We start from the raw sequence: 25,138 nt of genomic DNA on the forward strand, positions 1-25,138 counted from the left end.
GTGCGAAGATGGACAACCTAACCTTAATCCAACCGTTAAGTTCTGTCAACTCTCCCTCAGTAAATCCTGGCTTAGCGGAGAGTGGGGGAGAAGAGGGCTTCTAGAGCCTGGGCGAGGGTTGGCTCCATGACCACCCGGTCTTCGTAGGCGGCGATGACCCGGGTAAGCTGAGGCAGGCGGCCCTGTTCCGCCTCCAGGTAGAGAGGCTGGACATAGAGAAGGGAGGTCTCGATGGGGATAACCAGCAGGGTACCCAGGCTAACCCGCGACCCATGTTCATTCCAGAGGGCAATTTGCTCGGAAATGGCGGGATCCTGGTTCACCCGCGCCTCCACCTGCTCCGGGCCGTAGATGAGACGCTGCTTGGAAAACTCGTACACCAGCAACTTGCCGTAGTTTTCCCCATCGCAGCGGGCGGCCATCCAAGCCACCATGTTTTGCTTGTTGAGGGGGGTGAAGGGAGAGAGCAAGACAAACTCAGGTTCGTTGGGGGATCCCTTTTGCCGCTCCTCCGGCAAGGTGAGGATGAGGTACTGGGGCTGCATAGGGAGGCGCCGTCCCTTGCGGAATTGGTTGGGGATCTGCCACTGGTCTTCCCGGTTGTAGAAAAGGCGAGGATCTGTCATGTGGTAGGTGGCAAATTGCTGGGCCTGCACTCGGAAGAGATCCTGGGGGTAGCGGATGTGCTGCCGCAGCGGCTCCGGCATGGCCTCCAGGGGCTTGAACAGCGTGGGGTAGATGCGGGCGTAGGCTTGGATGAGAGGATCCTGAGGGTCAGCTATGTACCAGTTGATGCTGCCGTTGTAGGCATCCAGCACCGCCTTGACGGAGTTGCGGATGTAGTTGAAGGGAAAGTCAGGCAGGTACTCGGAGTAGGGGTAGTGGCTGCTGGTGGTGTAGGCGTCGAAAAACCAGTAGAGCTTACCGCCTTGAATCACCAGGTAGGGATCCTGGTCGTAGAGCAAAAAGGGCATCACCTGGCGCACCCGCTCGCGGATTTGGCGGCGGTAGAGAAAGCGGGTGTTGGGGGAAAGCTCACGGCTGAGGAGAATGCGCAGATCCCGGAAGTGCCAGGCATAGAGAAAGCGCTGCCAAAGGTAAGGAATGGGGACACCCCCTGTGCCGCGGTAGCTGCTGTAGACGTAGTGGTCGGCAGCAGGGTAGTCCAGCTCCCTTGCCTCTGCGCCGACAAACACCTCAGTGGTGGTTAGCTCGCCGTAGTAGAGGGCCGGCTGATCCACCTGCAGCACCTCCGCTACCTCCGGGTAGCGCGGGGAAATCCGCGGTGGGATATCCGCTAGAAAAAAGTCTGGCAGCCCCTCCGGAGTAACCACGTTAACTGGGCTGAGGGTGAGGCCATAGCCGTGGGTGTAGAAAAAGCGCCGGTTAACCCAAGTTTGGGCCGCGGGGGGTACCTGGGCAAAGTCCAGCTCGCGTGCTGCATGCATGACTTGGCGCAGCTCTCCCCCTATGCGGTAGCGATCCACATCCACATAGGGAAACTGGTAGTAGGGGCGGATCTCCTGGAGCTGGCGGTAGGTGGCCAACAAGGGCTCCGCATCCCAAAGGCGCACGTTGCTCAGGGTAGATTGATTTTGCTGCAGGATCTCCCAGGTAAGGGATCCCTCCTCCGGGAAGGGCTTGACCTCCACCTGGGTTAAGCCAAAGCCGGCGCGGGTAAAACGGATGTTGTGCTCGAGGTAGGGGCGTTCCAGCTCCAGCTCGTTGGGGGTAACCAAGAAGGTCTGCACCAAGTGGGGGTAAAGCCGGGTAGTCAGTAGCCCGAACCCCAGGTAGGCTCCCCACAGCAGAGCTGGCGCCAGTAGGGAGCTGCCCCAGGGGGGGCACCAGGATTTGAGCAAGGGAAGGTTGAGGCGGATCCCTTGGCGGGCCAAGGCCCAGAAGCCAAGGGCGGTTAGGAAAGCCACCCCACTCATCAAAGTGGTAGCTGGCAAAGTGGCGTGCACATCGGTAAAGCCGGCTCCAAAAACCACGCCGCGGGTGGAATAGAGTAATTTGTAGCGCTCCAGCCAATGGCCCCAGGCCCGAAGCAAAAACAGAGCTCCCCCCAGGATGAGCAAGTGCCGCTGGGCAAACAGGGAAAGGGCCAGCGTCAGCCGCTGTTCCGAGAGTCCCAGCTCCACAAAGTAGATGAGAGCAACGGCAACCAAGGTCAATAGCACCAGGTTGAAGCACCAGTGCTGGAGCTTCTCCCAAAAGGGCAAGCTGAAAAGAAAAAAGCCCAGATCGCGGTTAAAGATTGGATCCGACTCTCCCACAGGCACTTGGTGCAGCCAAAGCAGCAGCGTAAACCAGTGCTGGGAAAGAAACCAGGCCAAGCAGCCGCTCAGGCCCAGCGCAATGGCCCAGGCCCAGGCTGGGTCTGCTCCCCGCCAGCAGGCGCGGATGTTGACTCCTACCACTGCCAGGGCAAAGACAAAGGCGCCTAGGCCCAGCCCCCAGCGGGCAAATACCCGTGTCCAGAGCACTGGCAGGGCGTTCAGTTCGGCAAACCAGGCCAGATCGACGTAGAAAGAGGCCAAGGCCGTAATGGCCAGAATCCCTAGCCCCGCCCAGAGCAGCAGGAGCACGCCTTGCCGCAGCCATTGCATGGCCTCATGGCGTCCTGTCCAAACTTGCCCTCGATCCTAGCTGCTGCACCGCCTCCAACAAGCCCGCTGGACCACCATCCACCCGCACCACCGGGATCCCAGCCTGGGCTTGTAGGTCTTGCCAGGTGAGGTCATCTAGGAAGCGCTCCCCATCCTTGAGGGTAATCTGGGGCAGAAGCAGGCCGTCGTAACTTGCCAGGTTCTCAACCGATTTCAAAGCGTTGAGGATGTCCTGCCCTGTCAGCAGCCCGGTTACCGTCAGGGTTTGTCCCCAGAATTGGCTGGCAAGGGGAAAAAGATGCAACTGCAACCTGTGGATGCGGTTCATCCGCTCTACCACAGGCTGGAAGGCTCGCTCCACTGCGTTGCCCACCACCCAAAGCAATTTGAGAGGAGCAGGGATCTCCAGCGGCAGTTTGAGCTGCTCGAATTGGCTGAGAAAAAGCCGCAGGGATCCCACCCCATTGCCCAGTTGGGGGTAATCTTCGTAGTGTTTTTCCGGCGGCAATTCCCGCCCCGCCAGCAGATACCACTCATCAGCTAGCCAGGCAAAGGTGGATCCCAACTCTTGCCGAAACTGCGCCTGTAGCGCTTCCACCTGATCGATCACCTCCGCCGCCTTGGCAGCATCCACCGGGATCAGCTCATCATTGGGGGGGCGAAAGCGGGTCAGCCCCACTGGCACCACCGCCGCCGAGAGGACAGTTGGGATCCCTTCTTCTGGCCGACGAAAAGCGGCTAGATCCAAGAGCGTGCGGGTGAGGTGCTCCCCATCGTTCCAGCCTGGGCAGACCACCACCTGGGCATGCAGTTGCAGGCGGTGTTGGCGAAACCAGGCCAACTGCTCCAGGATGAGGCCGGCGCGGGGGTTTTTGAGCAGGCGGCTGCGCAGCTCCGGCTCGGTGGCATGCACAGAGACATAGAGAGGAGAAAGGCGCAGGCGGGCGATGCGATCCCACTCGGGAGCGGTCAGGTTGGTGAGGGTGAGGTAGCTGCCGTAGAGAAAGCTGAGGCGGTAGTCGTCGTCTTTGAGATGCAAGGTTGCCCGCATCTCAGGGGGCTGTTGGTCGATAAAGCAAAAGGGGCAGGCGTTGTTGCATTGGATGAGGCCATCGAACAAAGCCGTCTCAAACTCCAGCCCCAGATCCTCGTCAACGTCTTTTTCCAGCTCAACCGTGCGCCGGATCCCTTGGCTGTCCAGGATCTCCAGGCAGAGATATTCCTCGGCAATGAGGAAGCGATAGTCAATGAGGTCGCGGGGCCGCTCGCCATTGATGCTCACCAGCGCCTCCCCCGGTTGAATGCCTGCCTTTGCCGCCAGGGATCCGGGCAGGACGGCGCTAATGCGGGCGGGCTTGACGCTAGCGCGGGACATAGTGCACCCAAGGCGGGGCTGCGTTGTCAAGAAACTCAAACCTACTCTAAACAGCGGCGAATCGCTGCTTCCAGCTCCGACTGGCTGAGGTCGGTAACCACAAAGACCTCTTGCACGCTGCTGCCCTTGCGGGCAACTAACTTGTACCCCCCTCGAATGGGAATAGAAACCCGCAGCTGTAACTTCGGGATCCGCCCGCGAGCGCAAGATAAGGCACCTGGCGTTACAGTTTTAATGCCTGGTTGTCGAGTCAAGCGCTCCAAAACAGGGATCAAGCCAGAGATGTGAGTGGAATGGTTCCAAACTAAGCGACCAGGAGGCTCAGACATAGTGGCAGACTAACGGTAAGGAGAGGCTAGACTTCCATGATAGACTCTCGCCTTTGCGACTGAGAACAAAGAGACTGGCCTCCCTCAAGCTTTAGCAAACTTTTAAGTACAAGTACTTTCAGAAGGTTTTCTCTGTGCTAGTCTGATGGCACCAAGGACAAGGAGCTGCTGATTTATTTGCTGAGCAAGTCATCCTAGACATTCCCGAAGCCATCCTGAAAGGCCTGCAAGATGGCACCTATGAGCGCATAGGCGGTGTTGTGAGAGAAGTGGCTTCTAAGCGGGTGGTAGCCTGGCTGAGAGAAACTGGAGGCCTGACACTTGCAGATAGCATTGGTAAATGAATTCCCGAGTTGGACATTGCCAACGGGATTATTGCCAACATTCAGTTGGGACAAATTAACCTAAAATTAATCGATATAGGGAATACACTGAATACCATCTTAGGCTTGACTCAATTCAACACCGCTCTTGATCTAGCTAACTTGGGTTTGTCTGCCATAGGCTTTGCAGTCGTTATCTCCAAGCTTAATCAAATTGATTCACGGATCCAAAATCTTTAGGCCTCCATCTCTGAAATCAGGAACAAAATAGACAGATCGATCTTTGCTAAAACTAAGTCTGCGATTGAAGTTGCAGAGATAGCTCTAAAGATGTCTTCTTCGTCCGGCAGGAGGCGGCTGGTGAGCGAGGTCATTCAACCCTTACTTGAGGCTGAGCACTATTATCAAGCTGCTTGGGATTCTGACTGGAATGAAGGTAACTGTATTTTGTCCCGTGAGTACATCTTAATCCTATCTTTAATCTATGTTACAGAGACTAAGTGTTACTTAGAGCTTGAAGAGCACGAGATGGCTCTTAAGCGCTTGGCTGAGGCCGAGGAGATTCTGAAACCTCGTATTAGGAAGTACGTCAAGCTTCTTTTTGAAGATCCTTCAGGATATCTTCACAGTGCCTGCCAAGGAGTTAGACTGTCAAGCATTTTGGAAATTCTTAAGTATGTAACGGCTGAGTCAAATGTAGATAAGCTGTTTGATGAACATATACGCACGGCTATTTTCAACACATGTAGCATTGAATCCTGGACTGATAGCATACCGCTAAGATCTAGGAATGCTATCCTTGCCCTCGTTGCCCCATCTTTGGTTGGAGTAGAATGGACGTTATAGGATCGCATGCCGTGGAACACTGGCGCTCGGAGAGAAGTCATCCTCGGTTTGATGTCTCGAGCTAATCAAGTTATAGCGGCTGCCCAGTCCATGATTGAATTGCACAGAAGATTGGAAGGCTACAGACACGAAATCAATGAAATGGTTCGGCTTGGCCTTAGCTTCCGGGAATGGCAAGATCTGGTTTTGCCGCCAAAAAGCTCGTCTGAGGATCAGGACTCCAAGATTTTGCTCCTCCTGCCGGCCTAGGATCAATACCAGGGGGATTCTACTGCTGCTTTAACCCTGCCCTGAGTATCAGGCAGGCTGGGGAAAGCTGCCGTCCCAACAGTTCTCTGAGTACGGCTGGCTCTTCTTCCCAAGCCGTAGCTGTCTGTCCCCAACCGCTTGCCGACAGAAAGGGATCTAGTCCCTCTCCTCCCGGCGCAGCCGCTGCAGGGCAGAAAGAGGCTTCTCCTCTTCCGACTGCTTTTCTGGGGTTGCTACCGGCAGAGGAGCTGCTTTGTTTTTCTCGGGTTCGGGCGAAAGTTTGCCTGCTTCCGAATCGACGGCTAGAGGAGAAGGGAGGTCGTTGGTCTGTTGGCCAGGCAGAGGGATCGACTCCAAGGGGGCCAGCAGGGATTGAATGTGGCTGTAGGTTTCGGGGTTGCTGCGGGCAGCATGGGCCAAGAGGGTAAGCTGCTCCTTGGCCGCCACCAGGTTCCCTAACTTAAGATCCACCAGCGCCAACTGGTAGCGGGCCTTAAAGCTAGTGGGATCCACCTCCACTGAGCGTTGAAAGGCGGCTCGTGCCTCTGCCAGCTTGCCTTGGCGGGTGTAGATCAAGCCGAGGTTAAAGGGCACGTCAGGATCCCGCTCGCTGGGAAGCACTTGGGCTTTGTCTTCCAGTTCAAGGGCGGCCCGGTAGGCGTTGATGGCTAGGGTGTAAAAGCCCATCTGCAGGTAACGAGCTGCATCTTCCTTGAGTTGGGCCACCGTTGGCTCGCCGGTGAGCAAATTCATAGGCGGCTGCGCATAGGCAGGCAGACCCACCGCCAAACCCAGCAGGCATACTACTGAACTCAGGCCCCAGGGTGCAGCCTGTCCACTGGTTTGTTGCTTATTCCTCACCATGATCGGTTTCCTCCAGCCACCTCAACACCACTTGTTCCACCCCTCACGGCCGGGAAAGGAAGCGAACTGGATCCCAGGCCCACCAAGGCGAAAGGCCTCACTCCAGAGACTATCCGCAATTGGACTGGGAAGCACGACTTTCCACTCGATCCAGCGAAAAAGGCCAGATTGAGATACCAGTGCGAAGGGCTGGCTGGGGCCTCCTGGTGGGCAAGGGCTGCCTTTAGGGTGGCTAGATCAAATCTCGCTGTACTCACGCTGTTGCGCCCGTTCTGGTTCTTCACAAAGGGATCCCCGTGGCCGCTGCCAACTCCGGAGCTGTTCAGTCCTCAAATCGGAACCTCTTGGGCAAGCAGCAACGGAACTCAAGTGCCAAAAGCGCGATCCCCAGCATCCCCTAGCCCGGGCAGGATAAACCCCCGGTCGTTTAGCCGCTCGTCGATCATGGCGCAGAAAACTTGCACCATTGGGTAATGGGATCCCAGTCGCTGCAGCCCTGGCGGCGCGGCCAAGACGCTGACAATCCTCACCAAGCTGGGATCCGCTCCCCGTTTTTTCAGCTCATCCAAAACCCACAGCAAGGTACCCCCCGTGGCCAACATTGGCTCAGGGATGAGAATGCGCATCTGATCTGGAATCCGCTCCGGCAGGCGATTGAGGTAACAACTCACCTGCAGCGTCTCCTCGTCCCGCACCAAGCCCACATGAAAAATCCGTGCCTGGGGCAAGAGGGCCTGACAGCCTTCCAGCATGGCCAGGCCAGCCCGCAAAATGGGCACGATGGCTAGCGGCGTGTTGGGGGCGATAACTTCTGCTGCCGCAGCTTCCAGAGGAGTTTGCACCTGCACCGCTTGGGTCGGGATCCACTCCCGCATCGCCTCGTAGGTCAGCCAGCGGCCTAACTCCACCAAAGCCGTGCGAAAAAGAGGCATGGGGGTCTCTCTATCGCGGGCCACGGCTAGCCAGTGCTTGATGAGGGGATGGGGAGGGACGTAAACCCGCAGTTGCTGACTTGCCACCGGAGGATGCCTCAACCTGGGCGGTAGCATAGCGGCTTGCAGGGGTAGGAGGCAAGCCTTCTTCTTAGCCTTCCCCGCCGTTCCCTAGCTGCCAGCTTTTCCTCTGGCTTCCTCGCCGCGTTTAGTTACAATAGCGCCAGCGCCTCCTCAAATCTTCTGCTCGCGCTAGTGGGACGGGATGATCTCCCTCAACTTGCGGCCCAGCCTGGAGTTGACGGATGAAGTTTTTGAACAGCTCTGTCGGCAGAATCCTGAGCTGCGCTTGGAGCGCACTGCCCAAGGGGAGCTAGTGGCCATGGCCCCCGTCGGCAGTGAGAGCGGACTTCGCAGTGCCGACCTGCTGGGTCAGCTCTGGCAGTGGAACCGACGCACAAACTTGGGACTTGTATTCGACTCCTCCACGGGTTTTGCCCTGCCCAACGGGGCCATTCGCTCTCCTGATGCCGCCTGGGTTGCCAGGGAGCGCTGGCAGCAGCTGACTCCAGAGCAGCAGCGCCGCTTTGCACCCCTTTGTCCAGACTTTGTCCTGGAACTGCGCTCCCCGAGTGATGACCTGGCCACTTTGCAGGCCAAGCTGCAGGAGTACCTCGAAAACGGCTCCCAACTGGGCTGGCTGATTGACCCGGAAAGCCAAAGGGTCTACGTCTACCGTCCAGGCCAGCCTGTTCAGGTTCTAGAGCGGCCCACCTCCCTAGAAGGGGATCCCGTCCTCCCCGGCTTCGTTGCCGATCTCACCTTAATCTGGGAATGACTGGCCTGCCCATGGGCGTCGGCAACCCCAAGCGTGCTGGCACCTATCGGGCGGGAAATGCAAGAACTGGATGAGCCCGAGAAAGCCCAGCGCCTTGCTGGCCCAGCAACTAGGCAAACTGGCCCACCACCTGTAGGGCAAAACTCAGCAAGAGGAAGGCCAACCAGGGGGAGAAGTCCAAGCCGCCGATGGGGGGAATAATGCCGCGGAAGAGGTTGAGATAGGGATCCGTAAGCTGGCTAAGCACCGACAGGAGAGGGTTAGACCAGTTCAGTTGCGGGAACCAGCTTAGCAAAATCCGCACGATCAGCAGGGCGTTGTAGATGACGATGAACTGGTAAAGGGAGCGAAACAGCAAAGAGACTGCACCGCTGTAGACCGACCCCAGAGGGAGGTCGTCTAGGCCAGCAAGAGAGGACAACACGTGGCTAAGCATATGACTGGAAAAGGGGGAAAGGACTCATCCACAGCTTATCGGCAGAGCAGTCGGCTTAGGGTAGCGCCGGCAGAACCTCTGCCGCCTCTAGTTTGGCATGGGCAGGGATCCTTTGCTCAAGACTTTTCCTCCACGGCTTGGGAGGAGGTTTCCTTGATGAGCAATTGGGCCCGCGTGGCCTGAATGGCCTCGTTGAGCTCGGCAATTTTGGCTTCGAGGGTGCGGCGAACCTGGGCAATCCGTTCTGCCTCCTGCTCCCACTCCCTCCAGCTCCTCAAGCTGGACTCCGTTGCTTTCCCCAGCCCTCGAGAGCGGGGGCATTCAGGGCTAGTGGCGGTGCCGTCGAGGCGCTCGGGATCCCGGCCTTGACCTTCAGCGGATTCCTTACCTAGCTTGGGGGCGAGCACAAGCCCAAGGATCCCGCCGAGGATCCCTCCCACCACAGCCCCCGTTACCACACCAGCAATGAAATCACTCTGCCGATCTGCCACGCTTGCGTCCCAGTCAATTGAGTCTCCCTTCTTCCGTTCTAGCTCTCTTGCCCCGCCCCTGCCAGCAAACGAGGCCAGAGCTGGGGGAGTCGCCATTGGCTCAAATTTTCCAGGTAATCTTGCATCTGCTCCCTCAACCCGGCCAAGATGGCCTCCAGTCTGTTGGTCAAGGGCAAGGAGGCTAGAGCGGCTTGCCAAAGGTGAGCTAGTGACAAGTCAGGGCTGACTACCCGCCACAGCCGCTGCAACTCCTCGAAGTGCAGGCGATCATCTTCTGTAAGCGAGAGGATTAGCTGGCGGCGCAGCTCCCGTGCTTCCTCCGACATGAGATAGCGCAAGCCCATGCGGGCAGCAGGGATCCAATCCAGCCCACCATCGCTGCGGGCAACTTGAAGCAAGTTCTCCAGGCGGTTCCAGCGGAACTTGCCATCCTTAATCAGCACTTGCAACAGCCGCTGGCGAATACGAGGGGATTCATCGGTCAGCAGGCGCTTGGCCACGTAGGGATAGGCCACGCCGACGATGCGAAACTGCGGATAGAGACTGAGGGCCACCCCCTCCTGGGTAACCAAAGAGCGGATCACCAAGGCAAAGTGGGAGGGCACCTGGAAGGGGTAGCGGTACATCAAATCGGAGAACTGGTCGGTGGCGGTTTTGAAGTTGAAGTTAGCCACCTCCTGCCTCAGCACATCCGCCAACACCGTTTCTAGAGCAGGGAGCAGCTCTTGCCGATCTACATCCGGCTGTAAAAAGCCCAGGTGAATGAAATCGTCAATCAGGGCGTTGTAGTCGCGATCCACCAGGTGGACCAGCGCATCCACCAGGTACTCCTTCATCTGGTCGGTGAGCTGGTCCATCATGCCGAAGTCGATGTAGGCCAGGCGGCCATCCGGCAGGGCAAACAGGTTGCCCGGGTGGGGATCGGCGTGGAAAAAGCCGTATTCCAGCAACTGCTTTAGGCCGGCTACCACACCGATGCGCACCAATCGTTTCACCTCCAAGTTGGCGGCCCGAATGCGCTCCACATCGGTGAGCTTGATGCCGTCAATCCACTCCAGGGTCAACACGCGGCGGGTGCTGTAGGCCCAGAAGATGCGCGGCACATACACATCGGGATCGTCGCGAAAGTATTCAGCAAAGCGCTCGCAGTTCCGTCCTTCCTGGAGGTAGTCAATCTCCTCAAAGAGCTTGCGGCCAAACTCATCCACCACCGCTGTCAAGGTGTTGCCCAGGTTGAGGGGCAACCAAGGGCCCAGCCAGGTGGAGGCCCAGCGGATGAGGTAGAGATCCAGGCTTAGCCGCTCCCGCAGGTGAGGCCGCTGCACCTTGACCGCTACCCATTCGCCGCTGTGCAACTGCGCCTTGTAAACCTGGCCCAGGCTGGCCGCAGCCACCGGCTCGGGCGAGATCTGGGCGTAAATCTCGGTAATTGGACGGCCCAGCTCCGCCTCAATGCAGGCAAACGCCTCCTCTGAAGGAAAGCTGGGCAGTTGATCCTGCAGCTTGGTCAGCTCCTCCAAGTAGTCTTTGCGCACCAAGTCGGGCCGGGTGGAGAGGGCCTGCCCTACCTTGATGAACGTCGGCCCCAGGTCGGTGAGCAGTTTGCGCAGCTGCGCCGCACGCTGGGGCACCTTGCGATTGCCCTGCCCCCAGAGCTGATCCCAGCGCAGGCAGAGAACAAACCACAAGAGAGGGCCAAGGATGGCCAGTGCCCGCGCCACCACTTGGGGCAGACGCCAGCGGTAGTAACGGGCAATAACCTGCGGATCGTAAACTTCTAGGTCAGCAACAGAGACAATCTGGTTAGGCACGCTCCAGGGATCTCACAGTCGTCTTAAACGAGCAATACCTATCGTAATGGCAAAAGTTACCTGATTTTTCTTCACTTTCTTTAACAGCACCTCTTTAGCCTCAGCCCGCTGGAGTCACGACCTTGCTTAGATGACGGTGTTGTCCGGGATCACCGAGTCCTTGATGATGGTGACAATGCCGTTGCTAATCCAGATTCCTTCCTCTTCCCGCTGGGCTTCGGTGACGTGATCTTTGTTGATGATGCGGACGTTGCGGCCAATGCGGGCGTTCTTGTCCACAATGGCGTTGGCAATGTGGGAGTTGGGCCCGATGCCCACCGGCGGGATCCCGGCCTCCAGCTTGGCCTGCCGCTCTTCTGCCGACTCGTAGTAGTCGGCCCCCATGACCAGGGTGTTTTCGATAACGGCATTGGCCTCTATGCGGCTGCGAATGCCGATGATGGAGTTGCGAATTTGGGCGTTTTTGATGATGCAGCCGTCGGCAATCATGGAGTTGACAATGTGGGAGTCGAGGATCTTGTTGGGAGGCAAAAAGCGCGGGCGGGTGTAGATGGGCATGTCCCTGTCGAAGAAGCTGAAGGGCGGGTTGGGCTGCTGCACCAAAGCCAGGTTGGCCCGATAGAAGGCCTCGATGGTGCCGATGTCCTCCCAGTAGCCCTTGAAGGGGTAGGCCTGCAGGTGGTACTTGCCGATGGCTGCCGGCAGCACTTCTTTGCCGAAGTCGGTGTGCTCCTTCACCTGCAGCATCTCGATCAAAGCTTCCCGCTTGAACACATAAATGCCCATAGAAGCGATGTAAGGCTTGGCTTTTGCCTCTTCTGGGCTGAGGCCGAGGACTTGGGTATCGACTCGGCAGGCTTCTAGCAGCTCCCCTTGCGGCTTTTCCTTGAAATCGATCACACGCCCCTCGGCGTCAATCTTGAGCAAGCCAAAGCTGGAGGCCACTTTTTCTTCACAGGGGAGCACCGCCAGCGTCACATCCGCTCCAGTTTGCCGGTGATAATGAATAAAGGGGCGGTAGTCCATGCGGTAGAGGTGATCCCCGGAGAGGATGAGGAAGTCACGCGGCTTCCAGGAGTCCATCAGCCAGAGATATTGGCGAACGGCGTCAGCCGTGCCCTGGAACCAGTCGGGGTTATCGGGGGTTTGCTGGGCCGCTAGGATATCTACAAAGCCGCCGGTGAAGGGAGACATGCGGTAGGTATTGATGATGTGGCGGTTTAGCGAGGCGGAGTTGAACTGCGTGAGGACGTAGATCTTATCGATATCGGAATTGATACAGTTGCTAACCGGAACGTCGATAAGGCGATACTTGCCTGCTAGAGGTACAGCCGGCTTGGCGCGGCGCTTGGTTAGAGGATAGAGGCGGGTGCCCCGCCCACCGCCTAGGATAATTGCCAGTACATCGCGCATGGTGGTTCTCCACCAGGTTACACCCAATAGCATAGACCGCGGCGAGGGGAAGCGGCTGCAAAGGCCCTGGGGAAGCTGATGGCACGCATCCTGGCCTTTACCAACAACAAGGGCGGCACTGGCAAGTCCACCCTCTGCGTCCACGCGGCCCAGTTGACGGCCCAGCGGGGCCACGCCGTTCTGCTAGTCGATCTCACCTCCCAAACCACCGCCAGCAGCTTTTACCTCGAAGAGGCCGGATCCCTTCCCCCAGAGGAGACCGTTTGGGCTAGCCTCCACCCTCACCACCAGCGGCCTCTGGAGGAAGTCATCTATGGCACCGACAAGGGAGTGGATGTGGCGCCCTCCCACCGCACCATGGCCGAAGTGGCAGCCCAGCTAGCGGCTGCCGGGGAGGCGGGCCAAAACCTCCTCCAGCGTCAACTGGATCCCTTGCTGTCGGAGTACGACTTTATCTTTCTCGACACGCCAGGGGAGCTGAATGCCCTCACCGCCAATGCTTTGCGGGCAGCCCAGCGGGTGTTGATCCCGACACGGCTCAACCGCGCCGACTTCTCCTGCACAGAAGAGACCCTGCGCTATATCGAGACCCTCAAGGGCGAGCTGAGCCAGGCCCGCGCTGTCCTGACCATGTTGGACGACCGCTACCTGCCCGGCGGCATTTGGTCGGGATCTCACACTGGACAGTTGTACGTGCAAGCGCAACAGATTTTTGCGGATGTGCTCTCACCCGTTACCATTCCAGATAGTAGCGACTTGCGCACAGCTTTTGATTATGGCCTGACAGTCATGGACTATCGGCCCGGGGCGGCCGTGTGTGGGCGCCTGCTGCAGTTTGTTGAACGTGAGGTGCTCCTGTGACTGGGTCTGAGCGTAGCTTGTTTTCTCGTGCGGGAGGAGCCCCCCGCCGCTCCGCCCGGCGCAAAGTCAAGTCAGAGTCCCCCTCCACCCCTGGACGTGAGGAAACGGCAATGTCTACCGCAGAAACGTCGGAACTCGAAGCCCTCAAAGGCCAGTTGGCGGAGGCCCAACGGCAGCTTCAGGAATACCAAAACAAAATCTCCAGCCTACAGGCTCAACTCGAGCAAGTCACAGCCCACCGCGACGAATTGCAAAAGGCACTGGCCCAACTCCAGGCAGTGGCAGATGAGCGGGCCAAAACCATCCAGGAACTGCAAAGCCGCCAAGGGCAGGCCACGCTGCCGGTTAAGCCCCAAACCTCTGCCTCCCCCCTGCAGGCACCCAAGAAGATCCTCAATCGGCCTATCTTTGACAATGTGTCCCCCACCGACGAAGACATGCCCCCCTACATGCTGGACTAGGCCAAGCTGGGATCCCCTGCCCAAACAGTTGAGTATTGCACCCAGGGGAAGGGAGGTGTATGGTTAGGGATCCCTGTCTTTACGCTATGACTGCGTCCCAGGCAAAGATGACGGTTTCTGGCGATGCCATTCCACCCCACGGAGGTACTCTAATTAACCGCATTGCCTCGCCTGAGGAGGCGGAGGAGCTCCGCTCCAAGGCCCAACACTGCCCTGTTATCCGCCTCGACGAGCGGGCTCAATCGGATCTCGAGATGATTGCCATCGGGGGCTACAGCCCGCTGACGGGCTTTATGGGGCGGGAAGATTACCATTCGGTTTTGGAGACAATGCACTTGGCCAACGGCCTGGCATGGTCGCTGCCGATTACGCTGCCAGTTTCGGAGGAAATAGCTGCCGGGCTCAAGGAAGGGCAAACCGTGGCCCTAGCCAATGCTGAGGGCAAGCTTTTGGGCGTGTTGGAACTGACCGAGAAATTTACCTACGACAAAACCCGCGAGGCGCAGCAGGTCTACCGCACTACGGATGAACAACACCCAGGGGTGAAGGTGCTCTACGAACAGGGATCCGTTTACCTAGCCGGCCCTGTCACGCTCCTGCAGCGGGATCCGCATCCCCTTTTTCCGGCCTACCAGATTGATCCAGCTCAGTCGCGGCAACTGTTTCGGGAAAGAGGGTGGAAGACGATTGTCGGTTTTCAGACTCGCAACCCCATCCATCGCGCCCACGAGTATATCCAGAAGTGCGCTCTGGAAATTGTGGACGGCCTGTTTCTCCACCCGCTGGTGGGAGCCACCAAAAGCGACGACATTCCCGCCGAGGTGCGCATGCGCTGCTATGAGGTGTTGATTGAAAAGTACTACCCCAAAGAGCGGGTGATCTTGGCCATTAACCCTGCAGCCATGCGCTATGCAGGACCGCGGGAAGCCATCTTCCACGCCCTTGTTCGCAAAAACTACGGCTGCACCCATTTCATTGTGGGCCGGGATCACGCTGGGGTAGGCAACTACTACGGCCCCTATGACGCCCAGCACATTTTCGACGAGTTCCGGCCCGAGGAGCTGGGCATCATCCCCCTCAAGTTTGAACACGCCTTCTACTGCACCGTCACGGGCACCATGGCCACGGTCAAGACCAGTCCCAGCCAGCCCCACCAGCGCATTCACCTCTCGGGCACCAAGGTGCGGGAAATGCTGCGCCGTGGCGAAGTGCCGCCGCCGGAGTTCTCCCGCCCCGAAGTGGCCCAGCTCCTTGTGGAGGCCATGCGAGAACGCAGCTCCTCCTAGCCTCTTGGTGGGAAACCACCCAGGCGCTGGATTCTGGACCTAGCCGAGAGCTCGAAGGCACGGGGCAGATTTTGCAGAGGTTAACGACCTGGCCTATCGACAGTTGCCGATTTTGGGTTTATCACTGAGGGGAGGGTGGTGCAAGCTGCCCACCTAAGCCTTCCGCTACCTACCCTGGGCTAGTGGCTCGACCCCAGCGCGCGGCGGAGGCAACTGTGTTTTCTTTGCCGTTTCCAGGGTCAACCTATGCAGAAATCAACCCTTCTTTCCAGGCTTGCCCTCGCCCTGCCCGCCTCCCTCCTGCTGGCAGAGGCTGCTCTGGCCTACCCCTGTAACTGGGTTGGGGCTGAAGCCTACAACTTCTCCAGCCCCACGGTTGAGGTTGACAGCTTCGAAGTGTTGCCTGCCTCCTCCTTTGCAGGTAACGGCTTCATTGGGGTGGCTATTGAAACGGTAGATGAACAGGCACCTCAAGGCGCCATTAGCCGCCGCCTGTTTGGCCCTGCCCCTCGCCTGCAAGGGATACGGGTCGTTGGCCTCCTCCAGAATGGACCGGCCCACCAAGCGGGTCTGGCGCAGGGCGACATTCTCCTCGGGGTCGACGGACAGCGGGTCACCTCGGTGCAGCAGGTTCAGCAGCTCATCCAAAACACCCCTGTGGGCCAGCGGCTACCGATTACCTTCCGGCGCGGCGGGCAGGTTCTATCCACAGTGGTGGTGGTGGGCGATGGCCGCGTGTTGCGCCCTCTGATGCTGCAGCAGCGGTAAGCGGGTGACCGCTGAGGTAAGCCTAGCAGAGACGGTCTGGGTGGTCTGCAGCCTCAACGGCTTGCTGACTCTTGGCCTGCTTGCTTTAGTTCGCCCCATCTTGCGCTTGCGCACAGCGCTTTGGGTTACGGAGCGGGCTCTGGACAACTGGCAAAGAGCAGCAAAGCCGGCTTTGGCCATTACCTCGGCTGAGCTTCTCCACCTACGGGCTCGCCTGCAAGCCAATCGCACCACCCTTGGCCGCTGGCGGCGCCGGCTCCAGTTCTGGCAGGGGATCCGCCGGCTAGCGCTTTGGCTGCAACAAAGGCTCTATGGATAGCTGCTCCTCCCTACCCAACCCCATCCGCTTGCAGGTCATGGCCAACGCTCTGGCCGGGATTGCCGAGGAGATGGGGGCACGTCTCATTCGCGGCTCCTACTCCGCCAACATCAAGGAACGGCGGGATTGCTCCACGGCTTTGTTTGACGCCCAAGGGGCTTGTATTGCCCAGGCAGCCCACATCCCGGTTCACCTAGGCGCTCTTTCCCAAGCCGTGCAGGCAGTGGTGGCAGCTGGCCCCCAGCCGGGAGAGGTGCTTGTCCTCAACGATCCCTATCAAGGGGGATCCCATCTGCCGGATATCACCGTGGTGGCGGCCATTCCCGGCCTGCGGGATCCCGGCCAGGTCTGCGCCTATGCGGTAAACCGCGCCCACCATGCCGACGTCGGGGGGATGCGCCCCGGCTCCATGCCCGCTGATTCCAGCGAGATCTGGCAGGAGGGTTTGGTGATCCCACCCGTACGGCTGGCCAGGTTTTCTCTGGAAGGAGAGTTGCGCTGGCAGGAAGATCTGCTGCGCCTTATTCTGGCCAATGTGCGCAATCCTGAGCAGCGCCGCGGAGACCTGCAGGCCCAAGTGGGAGCCAACGTGGTAGGGGCAAGCCGGTTTCGCCAGCTGCTAGCCCGCTTTGGCGAGGAGGAGGCTTGGCAGCTCATTGCGGAAGTGATTGCCTATAGTCGGCGGCGGATGCAGGCCCAGATCCGCGCGCTGCCCGATGGGATTTACAGGGCTGCAGATTGGTTGGAAGGGGAGGGGGATCCGCCCAAGCCGCTCCGCATCCAAGTGCAGATTGAAGTGCAGGGGGAGAGGTTGCGGGTGGACTTCAGCGGCACGGCGCCAGCCACGGCGGGCAACCTAAACGCCCCCCTGGCCGTGACCCGCTCGGCGGTGCTCTTTGCCCTGCGCTGCCTTTTGGATCCCACCGCTCCCAGCAATGCCTGGCTAGAGGAGCCCATCGAGATCGTGGCCCCACCCGGCTGCCTGGTCAACGCCCAATTTCCGGCGGCGGTGGTGGCCGGCAATGTGGAAACCTCGCAGCGCATTGCCGATGTGGTGTTCAAAGCCCTGGCGCCGGTGGCTGGATCGCGGAGCATGGCCCAAGGGCAGGGCACCATGAACAACTGTGTCCTGGGCAACCGCCACTTTACCTACTACGAAACCCTGGGGGGCGGCCAAGGGGCCAGTCGCCAGCGGCCAGGCCTGGATGGGGTGCATGTGGGCCTGAGCAATACCCTCAACACCCCCATCGAAGCCCTAGAGCTGGAGTATCCCCTGCGGGTGTTGCGCTACGAGCTGCGCCAAGATTCTGGGGGCATTGGGCAGCAGCGGGGCGGCTGGGGGCTGATCCGCTCCCTCCAGGTGTTACAAGACTGCACCCTTTCCCTTCTCACCGACCGCCGCTACTACGCCCCCCAAGGAGAAGAGGGCGGCGGAGCTGGCCAGGTGGGGATCAACCTTGTCAATGGGGAACCCCTGCCCAGCAAGATTAGCCGCCCCCTGAAAGCTGGCGATGTGGTGACCCTCTACACCCCCGGCGGCGGCGCCTGGGGCTCCAGCGAGGGGCAGGCGCGGGAGGTTGGGTAGCCCAGATGGGCAAGCAACAACTGCTCGCAGCGGCGGAGCACATCCTCGCGGCTGGTAAAGTGCTCCAGCCTTTGCACTTGTTGACCTTTCTCAAACAAAATTAAGGTCGGCAGCGAGCGCACCCGATAGCGGCGCGGCAGCCAAAAATTGTTATCCACATTCACCCGCACCACCTCAACGGATCTCTCCCCTTCGGAGGCCAGGCGGTCGATAAGCGGTTGAACGAAGCGACACAAACCGCACCAAGGCGCGCCAAACTCTAACAACACCAACCCATCGCTTGTCAAAAGTTCTTGATTAAAAGCCTCTAAAGCAACTGGCGAGATCATTGCTCCCAAACTAAAGCAGTTGTTTGGGATCATGCTACCAGGCAACTCTGCTGGCTGCAGAAACCAGTTGCGGATGGAAAGCATAAAGAATCACAACAAAGCTCAACACCCCCAGATAGGCCCAGCGGAGAAACTCACGTGGGTACAGTTGCTGGCGCCCTTGCAGAATGGCTAAGCCGGGGATCACGGAGGTGCGGGCCTTGAGATCGCGGAAGGCGTGGCCGTACTTGCGCTCCAGGCGGTAATCCCCGTGCCAAACGGCAAATAGGTGGTAGGCCACCAGCGCCAGCGAGGTGACCAGCATAAAACTGGAGCCAATCCACAGGGAATGGGCCACACACCAGATGACCTGACCGACTAGCTGGGGATGGCGGGTGAGGCGGATGATCCCAGTTGTAAACAAGTGGATCTCCGGCTGGCGAAGGGCGACAATCTCCAGCACGTTAAAGGTGGCCGGATACAGGAAGAAAAACGAGAGCGCAGACAAAAGGACGACGGTAGTGTGGATCCCGGGAACAGCCTGCAGATTCCAAAGGATTACGCCGTCGTAGCAGTGGTTAGAAAAGTAGACGAGCAACAGCGGCGCCAGGCTAAGACTGACCAGGACAAAGAAAAGGCGGTACAGACGCGCTCCCAGCCACGCTTCTCCCCAGGGGCGCAAGTAGGCTAGTCCACTGTGGGCGCAGGCAAATCCCAAGATCATGCCCAGCATGATGGCATGGGAGCGGTAGGGGGCCAGCCCTGGCAGCCAGTGGCTAAAAAGGGGGGGTGACATCCTCTTTCGCGGTTGCCGTGACCTATGCTTAGCTTAAAGATAAGTTACATTCGACTCCCCATGCAGAAGACTCTCTTCCTACGTCTTGTCGGCCTGCTCCTGGCGATAGCCCTTATCCTGGGCTGGGCGATCCCAGGCGCGCAAGCAGCCCGTCTCACTGGCAAGTATTACGAAGACAGCATGACCATCATCCAAACGCTGCGCACGGCTCTCTTGGAGGGGGATCCTGTCCTCAAGCCGGAGGAGGCGCGGGCGGAGGTCATGGAGGCCATGCAAGAATTTGTAGGGCGCTACCATGGCCCTCGCTACAACAAGTTGCCATCCTTCACGACCCTGCGCACGGTGTTCAACACCGTGGCCTCCCACTACCGCACCTCGGATCGACCGCTGGAGCCAGAAAAGCTAGAGCGGGTGCTGATGCAACTGGATCGGGCAGAGATGGCCTTGCGCCGTGAGGGTTAAGCTTTAGGCAAGGCGCAGCGTTGCTCTAATGCCAACGCGGTGGAGTCCGCTCTCCCAAAGCTCCAGCTGGCCTCCCATTTCCCTCAGGAGCCGCTCGCTAACCCGCCAGGCGGCGCTGTCTTGTGGCTGGATGGGCAGGCAGCACCGCCCTTCCAGGTCCCACTCCAGACAGAAGTGCTCCTCCCCGCCAGGATAGGCGCTCAGAGCCATTGAGCCGTAGCAGAGGGTGCGAATGCCCCAGCGACACACGCCCAGCAGCGCCTGCACCAGGCCATGGGGATCCGCCCAGACAGTGAGGCTGTCGGGAAGCCAAGAGGACTGAAGAGCGGTCCAGTCGTAGCGGATGCTCCGATCCTGGGCCTGGAGCCGAGTGAGGCTGTGGATCTCTTGCAAAAGAGGACGCAGGCGCGTTGGCCTTGGCCGCAGCGGCTGAATGGGCAGGTCGTGGCGAGCCAGGCGAGTGTATTCTTCCAGCAGCTTGATCAGGCGCTCCACCGCCTCCTTGGCGCTCTGCAGGCACTCTCGCTCCTCCTCTCGAGAGTCGCACAGATTGGACAACACCAACTGCAGGGCTCCCATCTGGCTGCTGAGGGGATTGCGCAGCTCGTGGCCGATACTCACCAGAAGCTCCTGCTGAAAAGCGCGCATCACCTCAGAGCGCTCAAAGGCAAACTGCCAGTCCATCCCCTCCTGGTCTGCGGCAGGGGCAGGCGGGAAAGAGGGAGGATCGGGGGGGGTGGCAGGCAAGGCTTTGCTCAACTGGAAAGGCAACCCGTCATTGGCGGCAGCAGCTCTTGGCCCCTCTCTGGGCTGGCAACGCTGCTCACCATTTTTTTACCCGACAAAGCAGGCGCTGACTACCCGCTCAATCCCGGCCAGATCCCGGTGCACCTGGATCTGCTGGTAACACCCCTGCGCTCGCAACTGCTCAGCCACCCAAGGTGCCTGGCCCTGCATCACCTCCACTGCCCAGAAGGAGTTGGGGGCTAGATAATCCGGCGCGCCCTCAATCAACACCCGCAGATGAACCAGCCCATCTTCCCCGCCGTCCAGGGCCTCTCGCGGCTCGTGCAGCCGCACCTCAGGCATGAGGTGATCTAGCTCCCTTGTAGGGATGTAGGGAGGGTTGGAGACAAGGCCGCGCAGCCGACCCCGCCAGGGATCCAAAGGCGTAAACCAGGATCCCCCAAGCAGATGCACCTGCCCCTGCAGCCCGTGATTGGCCACATTGGCTGCCGCCACTGCCAGGGCTGCCGGGCTCACGTCCACGGCCAGAAGCTGCAGCTGGGGGTGCCTATGGGCCAAGGCAATGGCGATGGCACCGCTGCCGGTACCCAAGTCAGCAAAAGGGGAGCCTGGGGGCAGAGGGTTGGCCTGCAGCCACAGGGAGGCTTGCTCCACCAGCAGCTCAGTCTCGGGGCGCGGGATCAGCACTGCTGGCGTTACCTGCAAGCTCAGCCCTGCCCACTCTACCTTGCCCAGCAGGTATTGCAGAGGGATGCGCTCCTCTAGCCGACGCCGCCACAGCGCCTCCACCTCAGCCAGCGGATCCCCCTTCCCTACTGGCGGCCGACCCAGCAGCCGTTCCAATGGCCCCCAGCCCAGATACTCCCTGAGTAGGAGATCCACTTCCTGCGGGGAAATGCCAGCAGCCCGTGCTGCCTGGAGAGCCTGCGCCCGCCATGCCAGCAACTCTTCCACCAGCGCCGAGCGGGATCCCCCTGCAGCTTGGTTCAACGGCGCTGAGGTTGAGGCGTGGCCGAGGGACTGGCCTGGGGAGTTGCGGAGCGTATCCACGACTGCACGTACTCCAGCGAGGCACGCGGTGGGATGAAGGCAATCTTTTGCACATCCTCTTGGGCATCAGGTGCCAACATGCGCTCCACCACAATGGCTAGGGAAGTGACCTCAATCTGGGTTTTGCCAACCACGCTGGGGTTTTGCGCCGCCGCCCGCTCCAAAGCTTTCTTTAGGTCGTTGCGGTCAAAAAAGAAAGGCACCACTTCCTGGCCATTCTGCTCGATGGTCAGCAGCCCCTCGGGGGAGCGGCCATAGAACAGAGGCACGCCAATGGCCTCTGGGGGCACCTTTTGCCCCGTTTCTTTGAGCACCTGCTTGGCTGCCTCTACATCGCCAGGGCGGGGCACCACCTCAAAGTACAGATTGCTATTTTTAGCTCGCTCTTCTTCCGATTTCTCATAGGCATAGCCTAGGGGGATGGGCACCACTCGGGCTTGCTTGCCTATCTCGGGGTTTTTGGCCTTCACCTGCTCCAGGGCTTGCTGGGCTTGGTTTTGATCTAGCCAAAGAGAAGCCACCTGAATGGTGCGACCCTCCCGCTCCACGTTGGCAACCACAGGGGTGCCGTTCTGCGAGACAATGGCAAAAACCGGCACCAGATTGAGCCGCTCGGCTACCTCCTGACGACTCAGGGGGGCTGCCACTGCCTGAGCCGGCCAGAAGCTCCCCTGAGCCAATACGGGGATCCCCACCAGCCCCAGCAGCAGAGTGCTACGGAGGGCTAACGCCATTGCTGCCCGTCTGCCGGCTTGAGTTGCAGAGCGGCAAGAGAATCGCAAAGGTGGCGCTGCCTTGCTGTGCATCATTTCCATCATCTACTCCCAACGTCGCGCCTTGTTCTTGTTGCCCTCCTGGCAAGAGCTCCTGGGCCACCCTAGAGGTCAAGTTAAAGCATTTGTTAAGCCCTGTCGAGGGGTAAGGCTCCTGCTTTGGGTGGGGATCCCGCATACCCCCTACTATATACGGGGTCGAAGGAAATCGAACCACCCTAGATGCAGATTTCAGGGCAAACCGTGAATCCTCATCCCAACTTCAGGCAAAGCCCTTGCTTTTGGAGTGGTTTTGCTTGAGATCAGGTGCCAGGGATTCCCCAGGACAAAACAGGCGGCATTGCTCGACGGTAACTCGAACTCGCGTGCCCACTGGCAATGCCTCCCGCGCTAGGGCATGCAACTCCTTGCCCGTCTCCGTGGCTAGGCAATAGCGATACTCCCGCCCCAAAAACTGGCGATCCCGAATGATTGCCTTTCCTTGGGGATCGGGATGCAGGCGGAGCTCCTCCTGCAGAACCATCAACTCTGCCCACTGCAGATTGGAGTCGGGCTGATCCCCGACCGCACGGAAGGGAAGGTGCAGCAGCCCCTCAACTTTCCAGCCCCACTCGCGCCGCTCACAGCGGAGAAAGTTGGCCTGGGTAATGAACTCGGCCACAAAACGAGTAGCCGGCTCTCGGTAGACCTCCTCTGGCGATCCCCATTGCTCAATACGGCCTCCCCGCATCACCGCCACCCAGTCGGAAAGAGAGAGAGCCTCTTCTTGGTCGTGGGTAACGAAAATGGCCGAAGTCCGAGTTTGCTTGAGGATCTTGCGAATTTCCTCCCGTAGGTAGTAGCGTGTCTGCACATCCAAGTTACTCAGCGGCTCATCCAACAGGATTAGGCTAGGCTTGGGGGCCAAAGCTCGGGCCAGCGCCACCCGCTGTTGTTGTCCACCCGAAAGTTCATGGGGATAGCGGTGGACATAGTCTTCTAGGCCCACTAGCCGCAACACCTCGTAGGCGCGTTCCCGCGCCTGTTGGTGGTAAGCTTGCCTCTTGCTAGGCACCGCAGGGGATTGAAGGCCGAACATAACATTTGCCAACACGTTCAGGTGGGGAAACAGGGCAAAGTCCTGAAACACCAGCCCCACTCCCCGCCGCTCTGGCGGAACCCACTGCCCCTCCCCCGCCACCACCTGACCCCCTATTCGGATCCGGCCGCTGTCCGGCTGCTCAAAGCCAGCAATGATGCGCAATAAGGTGGTTTTCCCACAGCCCGACGGACCGACGATCCCCAGGATATCCCCTTGGGGCAGGCGAAACGCCACTTCCTGCAAAACCAATTGCCGCTGACCAGGAAAACCCTTGCTGAGGCCCTCAACCTCAAGAATGTAGGAAGAGTCCGCCTGGCCAGCGTTAGACCTCGAGAAAGCCAAGAACTCGGCCATGACAATTGTTGCAAGAGATTTTCACTACCTTTACCACGCTACCACACCTCCGGCCCTCCCCGGCCTGCTGCCGGTTAGATAAGGGGCAAGCAGGAACTCGTGTTACACTGAGTTAACGAAGTTTCTCAGGCTCTGGCGGCGCTTGTTCCCGACGGCGCGTGTCGGGTTTTCTTGTGGATGAGTTTTGAGACCAAGTTGCCGGAACGTGCTCTGGTTACAGGGGCCAGTCGAGGGATCGGCAAAGCTGTGGCTCTGGCCCTGGCCCAGCAGGGGCTGACAGTTGCGCTAGTGGCTCGTTCTCAACCTGATTTGCTGGCAGTGCAGGCGGAGATCCAGGCAAAAGGGGGAAAGGCAGAGGTTTTTCCTATCGACCTGGCCGATTTGACCGCTCTACCGCAGCGGCTGCAAGCTCTTCTGGATCGATTTGGCGGTTGTGATGTTTTGGTGAATAATGCCGGCGTAGCCCACGTTGGGCCTTTAGCCACTCTCTCGCTATCTGAGTGGCAACGGGTGATCGACTTAAACCTAACAGCAGCCTTCCTCTGTGCCCAAGCCGTCCTTCCGGGAATGCGCCAGCAGCGCTTTGGCGTGATTGTCAACGTGGTCTCGATTGCGGGCAAGCGAGCTTTTCCCAATTGGGGGGCCTACTGTGCCAGCAAGTTCGGCCTACTCGGCTTTTCCCAAGCCTTGGCTGAGGAAGAACGGCAGCACGGTATCCGGGTAACTAGCCTCTGCCCTGGAGCGGTGAACACGCCCCTCTGGGATAGGGTGGAGGTTGATTTTGACCGCTCCCAGATGCTCTCGCCGGAGTGGGTAGCGGATGTGGTGGCCTATCTCGTCCGCCTGCCCAGGGGTGCTGTAGTGGAGGACCTAACCCTCATGCCAGCAGCCGGGGCCTTGTAGGTGGGGCCAGCTCTGACCCTTCCGAAAGCAGCGCTTGTCAGCCCGGCTTTTGAGCCGACCATCTCGCGGCAGCGTCTCTCCTGACAAATTTCTTCAACTCCTCGTTTCAACTCAAGGGATATCTTGCTATGACTCTTGCCAAGCCTGGATTGAGTGCCGAGTTTCGCCTGAGCGACAAAGCCAACCTCAAGTCTCGGGTTCTCCGCGATCTGTCTCCTTCGACAGAGCCAGAGACTTCAGAAAGCCTAGATCCGGCAATGGTGGCGGCAGTGGAGACGTTGCTACGGGGAATTGGCGAGGATCCCGAGCGGGAGGGCCTCAAGAAAACCCCGGAGCGAGTGGTGGCGGCGCTGAAGTTTTTGACCAGCGGCTATCGACAGTCTTTGGAAGAGCTCATCAATGGGGCCATCTTCGACGAAGGCCACGATGAGATGGTGCTGCTGCGGGACATCACTGTGTTTAGCCTCTGCGAGCACCACCTCTTGCCCTTCATCGGCAAGGCCCATGTGGCCTACATTCCTAAGCAAAGGGTAGTGGGCTTGAGCAAAATTGCCCGTATTGTGGAGATGTACTCCCGCCGCCTGCAGGTTCAGGAACGCCTGACCCGGCAAATTGCGGAAGCCTTGATGGAGGTGTTGGATCCTTATGGGGTTGGAGTGGTTATCGAGGCTACCCACATGTGCATGGTGATGCGCGGGGTTCAAAAGCCAGGCTCCTGGACGGTTACCAGCTCGATGGTGGGGGTGTTCCGGGAGGATCCCCGCACGCGCGAGGAGTTCTTGAGCCTTATTCGCCACCCGTCCAACCTTTAAGGCTCCCGCAGAGTTTTGCCGGCAAGGAGATTAATCCCCTACTTAAGTGGGGA

General features: G+C 59.3%; 26 protein-coding genes. 11 read left to right on the plus strand and 15 right to left on the minus strand.

The window, feature by feature from the left end:
- Positions 1–71 precede the first annotated feature (71 nt).
- Genes NW808_RS10870 through NW808_RS10880 form a run of 3 tightly spaced genes read right to left on the minus strand, consistent with a single transcriptional unit; the run spans position 72 to position 4,316 of the window.
- Positions 72–2,612, minus strand: a complete 2,541-nt coding sequence (locus tag NW808_RS10870; RefSeq protein WP_414421196.1) for a UPF0182 family protein — start codon at positions 2,610–2,612, stop codon at positions 72–74.
- A gap of 4 nt (positions 2,613–2,616) precedes the next feature.
- Positions 2,617–4,017 (minus strand): TIGR03279 family radical SAM protein, encoded by a 1,401-nt coding sequence (locus NW808_RS10875; protein ID WP_414421197.1) that lies wholly within the window; start codon positions 4,015–4,017, stop codon positions 2,617–2,619.
- Between the two features lie 11 nt (positions 4,018–4,028).
- A complete protein-coding gene (locus NW808_RS10880; protein ID WP_414421198.1) occupies positions 4,029–4,316 on the minus strand; it encodes a DUF2103 domain-containing protein in 288 nt (95 codons plus the stop codon).
- Between the two features lie 683 nt (positions 4,317–4,999).
- Here NW808_RS10880 and NW808_RS10885 point away from each other — a divergent pair.
- Positions 5,000–5,485, plus strand: coding sequence for a hypothetical protein (locus NW808_RS10885; protein WP_414421199.1), 486 nt, complete (start codon positions 5,000–5,002; stop codon positions 5,483–5,485).
- Positions 5,486–5,890: 405 nt separating this feature from the next.
- Here NW808_RS10885 and NW808_RS10890 read toward each other — a convergent pair whose 3' ends face one another.
- Both NW808_RS10890 and upp read right to left on the minus strand, forming a co-directional pair.
- Positions 5,891–6,598 carry a tetratricopeptide repeat protein gene (locus NW808_RS10890; RefSeq protein ID WP_414421200.1) on the minus strand — a complete coding sequence of 236 codons (708 nt, stop codon included), beginning with the start codon at positions 6,596–6,598 and terminating at the stop codon, positions 5,891–5,893.
- Between the two features lie 365 nt (positions 6,599–6,963).
- Complete coding sequence (gene upp, locus NW808_RS10895; RefSeq protein ID WP_414395589.1) at positions 6,964–7,647, minus strand: uracil phosphoribosyltransferase; 684 nt, start codon at positions 7,645–7,647, stop codon at positions 6,964–6,966.
- A 148-nt stretch (positions 7,648–7,795) separates the two neighbouring features.
- Between upp and NW808_RS10900 the strand changes: the two genes are divergently transcribed.
- Positions 7,796–8,368 (plus strand): Uma2 family endonuclease, encoded by a 573-nt coding sequence (locus tag NW808_RS10900; protein WP_414421201.1) that lies wholly within the window; start codon positions 7,796–7,798, stop codon positions 8,366–8,368.
- A gap of 109 nt (positions 8,369–8,477) precedes the next feature.
- Here the strand turns inward: NW808_RS10900 and NW808_RS10905 are convergent, their stop codons facing one another.
- The 4 genes from NW808_RS10905 to NW808_RS10920 all read right to left on the minus strand — a co-directional run bounded on the left by NW808_RS10905 (position 8,478) and on the right by NW808_RS10920 (position 12,519).
- Positions 8,478–8,804 carry a YggT family protein gene (locus NW808_RS10905; protein ID WP_414395595.1) on the minus strand — a complete coding sequence of 109 codons (327 nt, stop codon included), beginning with the start codon at positions 8,802–8,804 and terminating at the stop codon, positions 8,478–8,480.
- Between the two features lie 116 nt (positions 8,805–8,920).
- Positions 8,921–9,295, minus strand: a complete 375-nt coding sequence (locus tag NW808_RS10910) for a hypothetical protein (protein WP_414406039.1) — start codon at positions 9,293–9,295, stop codon at positions 8,921–8,923.
- A gap of 38 nt (positions 9,296–9,333) precedes the next feature.
- Positions 9,334–11,106 carry an ABC1 kinase family protein gene (locus NW808_RS10915; RefSeq protein ID WP_414395599.1) on the minus strand — a complete coding sequence of 591 codons (1,773 nt, stop codon included), beginning with the start codon at positions 11,104–11,106 and terminating at the stop codon, positions 9,334–9,336.
- Between the two features lie 126 nt (positions 11,107–11,232).
- The gene (locus NW808_RS10920) at positions 11,233–12,519 is read right to left on the minus strand and encodes a glucose-1-phosphate adenylyltransferase (RefSeq protein WP_414411735.1); all 1,287 of its coding nucleotides are present in this window, start codon (positions 12,517–12,519) and stop codon (positions 11,233–11,235) included.
- Positions 12,520–12,597: 78 nt separating this feature from the next.
- Here NW808_RS10920 and NW808_RS10925 point away from each other — a divergent pair, with 78 nt between their 5' ends.
- The 6 genes from NW808_RS10925 to NW808_RS10950 all read left to right on the plus strand — a co-directional run bounded on the left by NW808_RS10925 (position 12,598) and on the right by NW808_RS10950 (position 17,799).
- On the plus strand, positions 12,598–13,380 hold the full coding sequence (locus tag NW808_RS10925) for a ParA family protein (protein ID WP_414421202.1): 783 nt from the start codon (positions 12,598–12,600) through the stop codon (positions 13,378–13,380).
- A 110-nt stretch (positions 13,381–13,490) separates the two neighbouring features.
- Complete coding sequence (locus NW808_RS10930) at positions 13,491–13,841, plus strand: hypothetical protein (protein WP_414406043.1); 351 nt, start codon at positions 13,491–13,493, stop codon at positions 13,839–13,841.
- A gap of 107 nt (positions 13,842–13,948) precedes the next feature.
- Positions 13,949–15,127: a sulfate adenylyltransferase gene (gene sat, locus NW808_RS10935; RefSeq protein WP_414395607.1), complete on the plus strand. Its 1,179-nt coding sequence runs from the start codon at positions 13,949–13,951 to the stop codon at positions 15,125–15,127.
- Positions 15,128–15,373: 246 nt separating this feature from the next.
- Positions 15,374–15,895 carry a PDZ domain-containing protein gene (locus NW808_RS10940; RefSeq protein WP_414395609.1) on the plus strand — a complete coding sequence of 174 codons (522 nt, stop codon included), beginning with the start codon at positions 15,374–15,376 and terminating at the stop codon, positions 15,893–15,895.
- 4 nt (positions 15,896–15,899) lie between these two features.
- A complete protein-coding gene (locus tag NW808_RS10945; protein ID WP_414421203.1) occupies positions 15,900–16,214 on the plus strand; it encodes a hypothetical protein in 315 nt (104 codons plus the stop codon).
- Positions 16,207–17,799, plus strand: a complete 1,593-nt coding sequence (locus NW808_RS10950) for a hydantoinase B/oxoprolinase family protein (RefSeq protein WP_414421204.1) — start codon at positions 16,207–16,209, stop codon at positions 17,797–17,799. Before NW808_RS10945 ends, NW808_RS10950 begins: the two co-directional genes overlap by 8 nt.
- On the opposite strand, the gene NW808_RS10955 is transcribed toward NW808_RS10950, so the two are convergent.
- Positions 17,739–18,128 (minus strand): thioredoxin family protein, encoded by a 390-nt coding sequence (locus tag NW808_RS10955; RefSeq protein WP_414411731.1) that lies wholly within the window; start codon positions 18,126–18,128, stop codon positions 17,739–17,741. The genes NW808_RS10950 and NW808_RS10955 overlap by 61 nt on opposite strands.
- Positions 18,129–18,162: 34 nt before the next feature.
- Positions 18,163–18,903, minus strand: coding sequence for an NnrU family protein (locus NW808_RS10960; protein ID WP_414395617.1), 741 nt, complete (start codon positions 18,901–18,903; stop codon positions 18,163–18,165).
- Between the two features lie 60 nt (positions 18,904–18,963).
- Between NW808_RS10960 and psb27 the strand changes: the two genes are divergently transcribed.
- Positions 18,964–19,365 (plus strand): photosystem II protein Psb27, encoded by a 402-nt coding sequence (gene psb27, locus NW808_RS10965; RefSeq protein WP_414410986.1) that lies wholly within the window; start codon positions 18,964–18,966, stop codon positions 19,363–19,365.
- Positions 19,366–19,368: 3 nt separating this feature from the next.
- Here the strand turns inward: psb27 and NW808_RS10970 are convergent, their stop codons facing one another.
- From NW808_RS10970 to NW808_RS10985, 4 genes are all read right to left on the minus strand, one after another.
- Entirely contained in the window at positions 19,369–20,112 is a 744-nt protein-coding gene (locus NW808_RS10970) for a sensor histidine kinase (protein WP_414421205.1), read from the minus strand.
- Between the two features lie 87 nt (positions 20,113–20,199).
- On the minus strand, positions 20,200–21,102 hold the full coding sequence (prmC, locus tag NW808_RS10975; protein ID WP_414421206.1) for a peptide chain release factor N(5)-glutamine methyltransferase: 903 nt from the start codon (positions 21,100–21,102) through the stop codon (positions 20,200–20,202).
- The gene (locus tag NW808_RS10980; RefSeq protein ID WP_414406051.1) at positions 21,099–21,896 is read right to left on the minus strand and encodes a Tic22 family protein; all 798 of its coding nucleotides are present in this window, start codon (positions 21,894–21,896) and stop codon (positions 21,099–21,101) included. The genes prmC and NW808_RS10980 overlap by 4 nt, the downstream gene beginning before the upstream one ends.
- Positions 21,897–22,197: 301 nt before the next feature.
- Positions 22,198–23,370, minus strand: coding sequence for an ABC transporter ATP-binding protein (locus tag NW808_RS10985; protein ID WP_414421207.1), 1,173 nt, complete (start codon positions 23,368–23,370; stop codon positions 22,198–22,200).
- Between the two features lie 177 nt (positions 23,371–23,547).
- On the opposite strand from NW808_RS10985, the gene NW808_RS10990 reads away from it, so the two are divergent.
- Both NW808_RS10990 and folE read left to right on the plus strand, forming a co-directional pair.
- The gene (locus tag NW808_RS10990) at positions 23,548–24,273 is read left to right on the plus strand and encodes an SDR family oxidoreductase (RefSeq protein WP_414421208.1); all 726 of its coding nucleotides are present in this window, start codon (positions 23,548–23,550) and stop codon (positions 24,271–24,273) included.
- Between the two features lie 128 nt (positions 24,274–24,401).
- Complete coding sequence (gene folE, locus NW808_RS10995) at positions 24,402–25,085, plus strand: GTP cyclohydrolase I FolE (RefSeq protein ID WP_414395630.1); 684 nt, start codon at positions 24,402–24,404, stop codon at positions 25,083–25,085.
- Positions 25,086–25,138: the final 53 nt, after the last annotated feature.

Origin of the sequence: Synechococcus sp. W70.1 (assembly GCF_047461515.1) — a bacterium.
Taxonomy (GTDB): domain Bacteria; phylum Cyanobacteriota; class Cyanobacteriia; order Thermostichales; family Thermostichaceae; genus Thermostichus.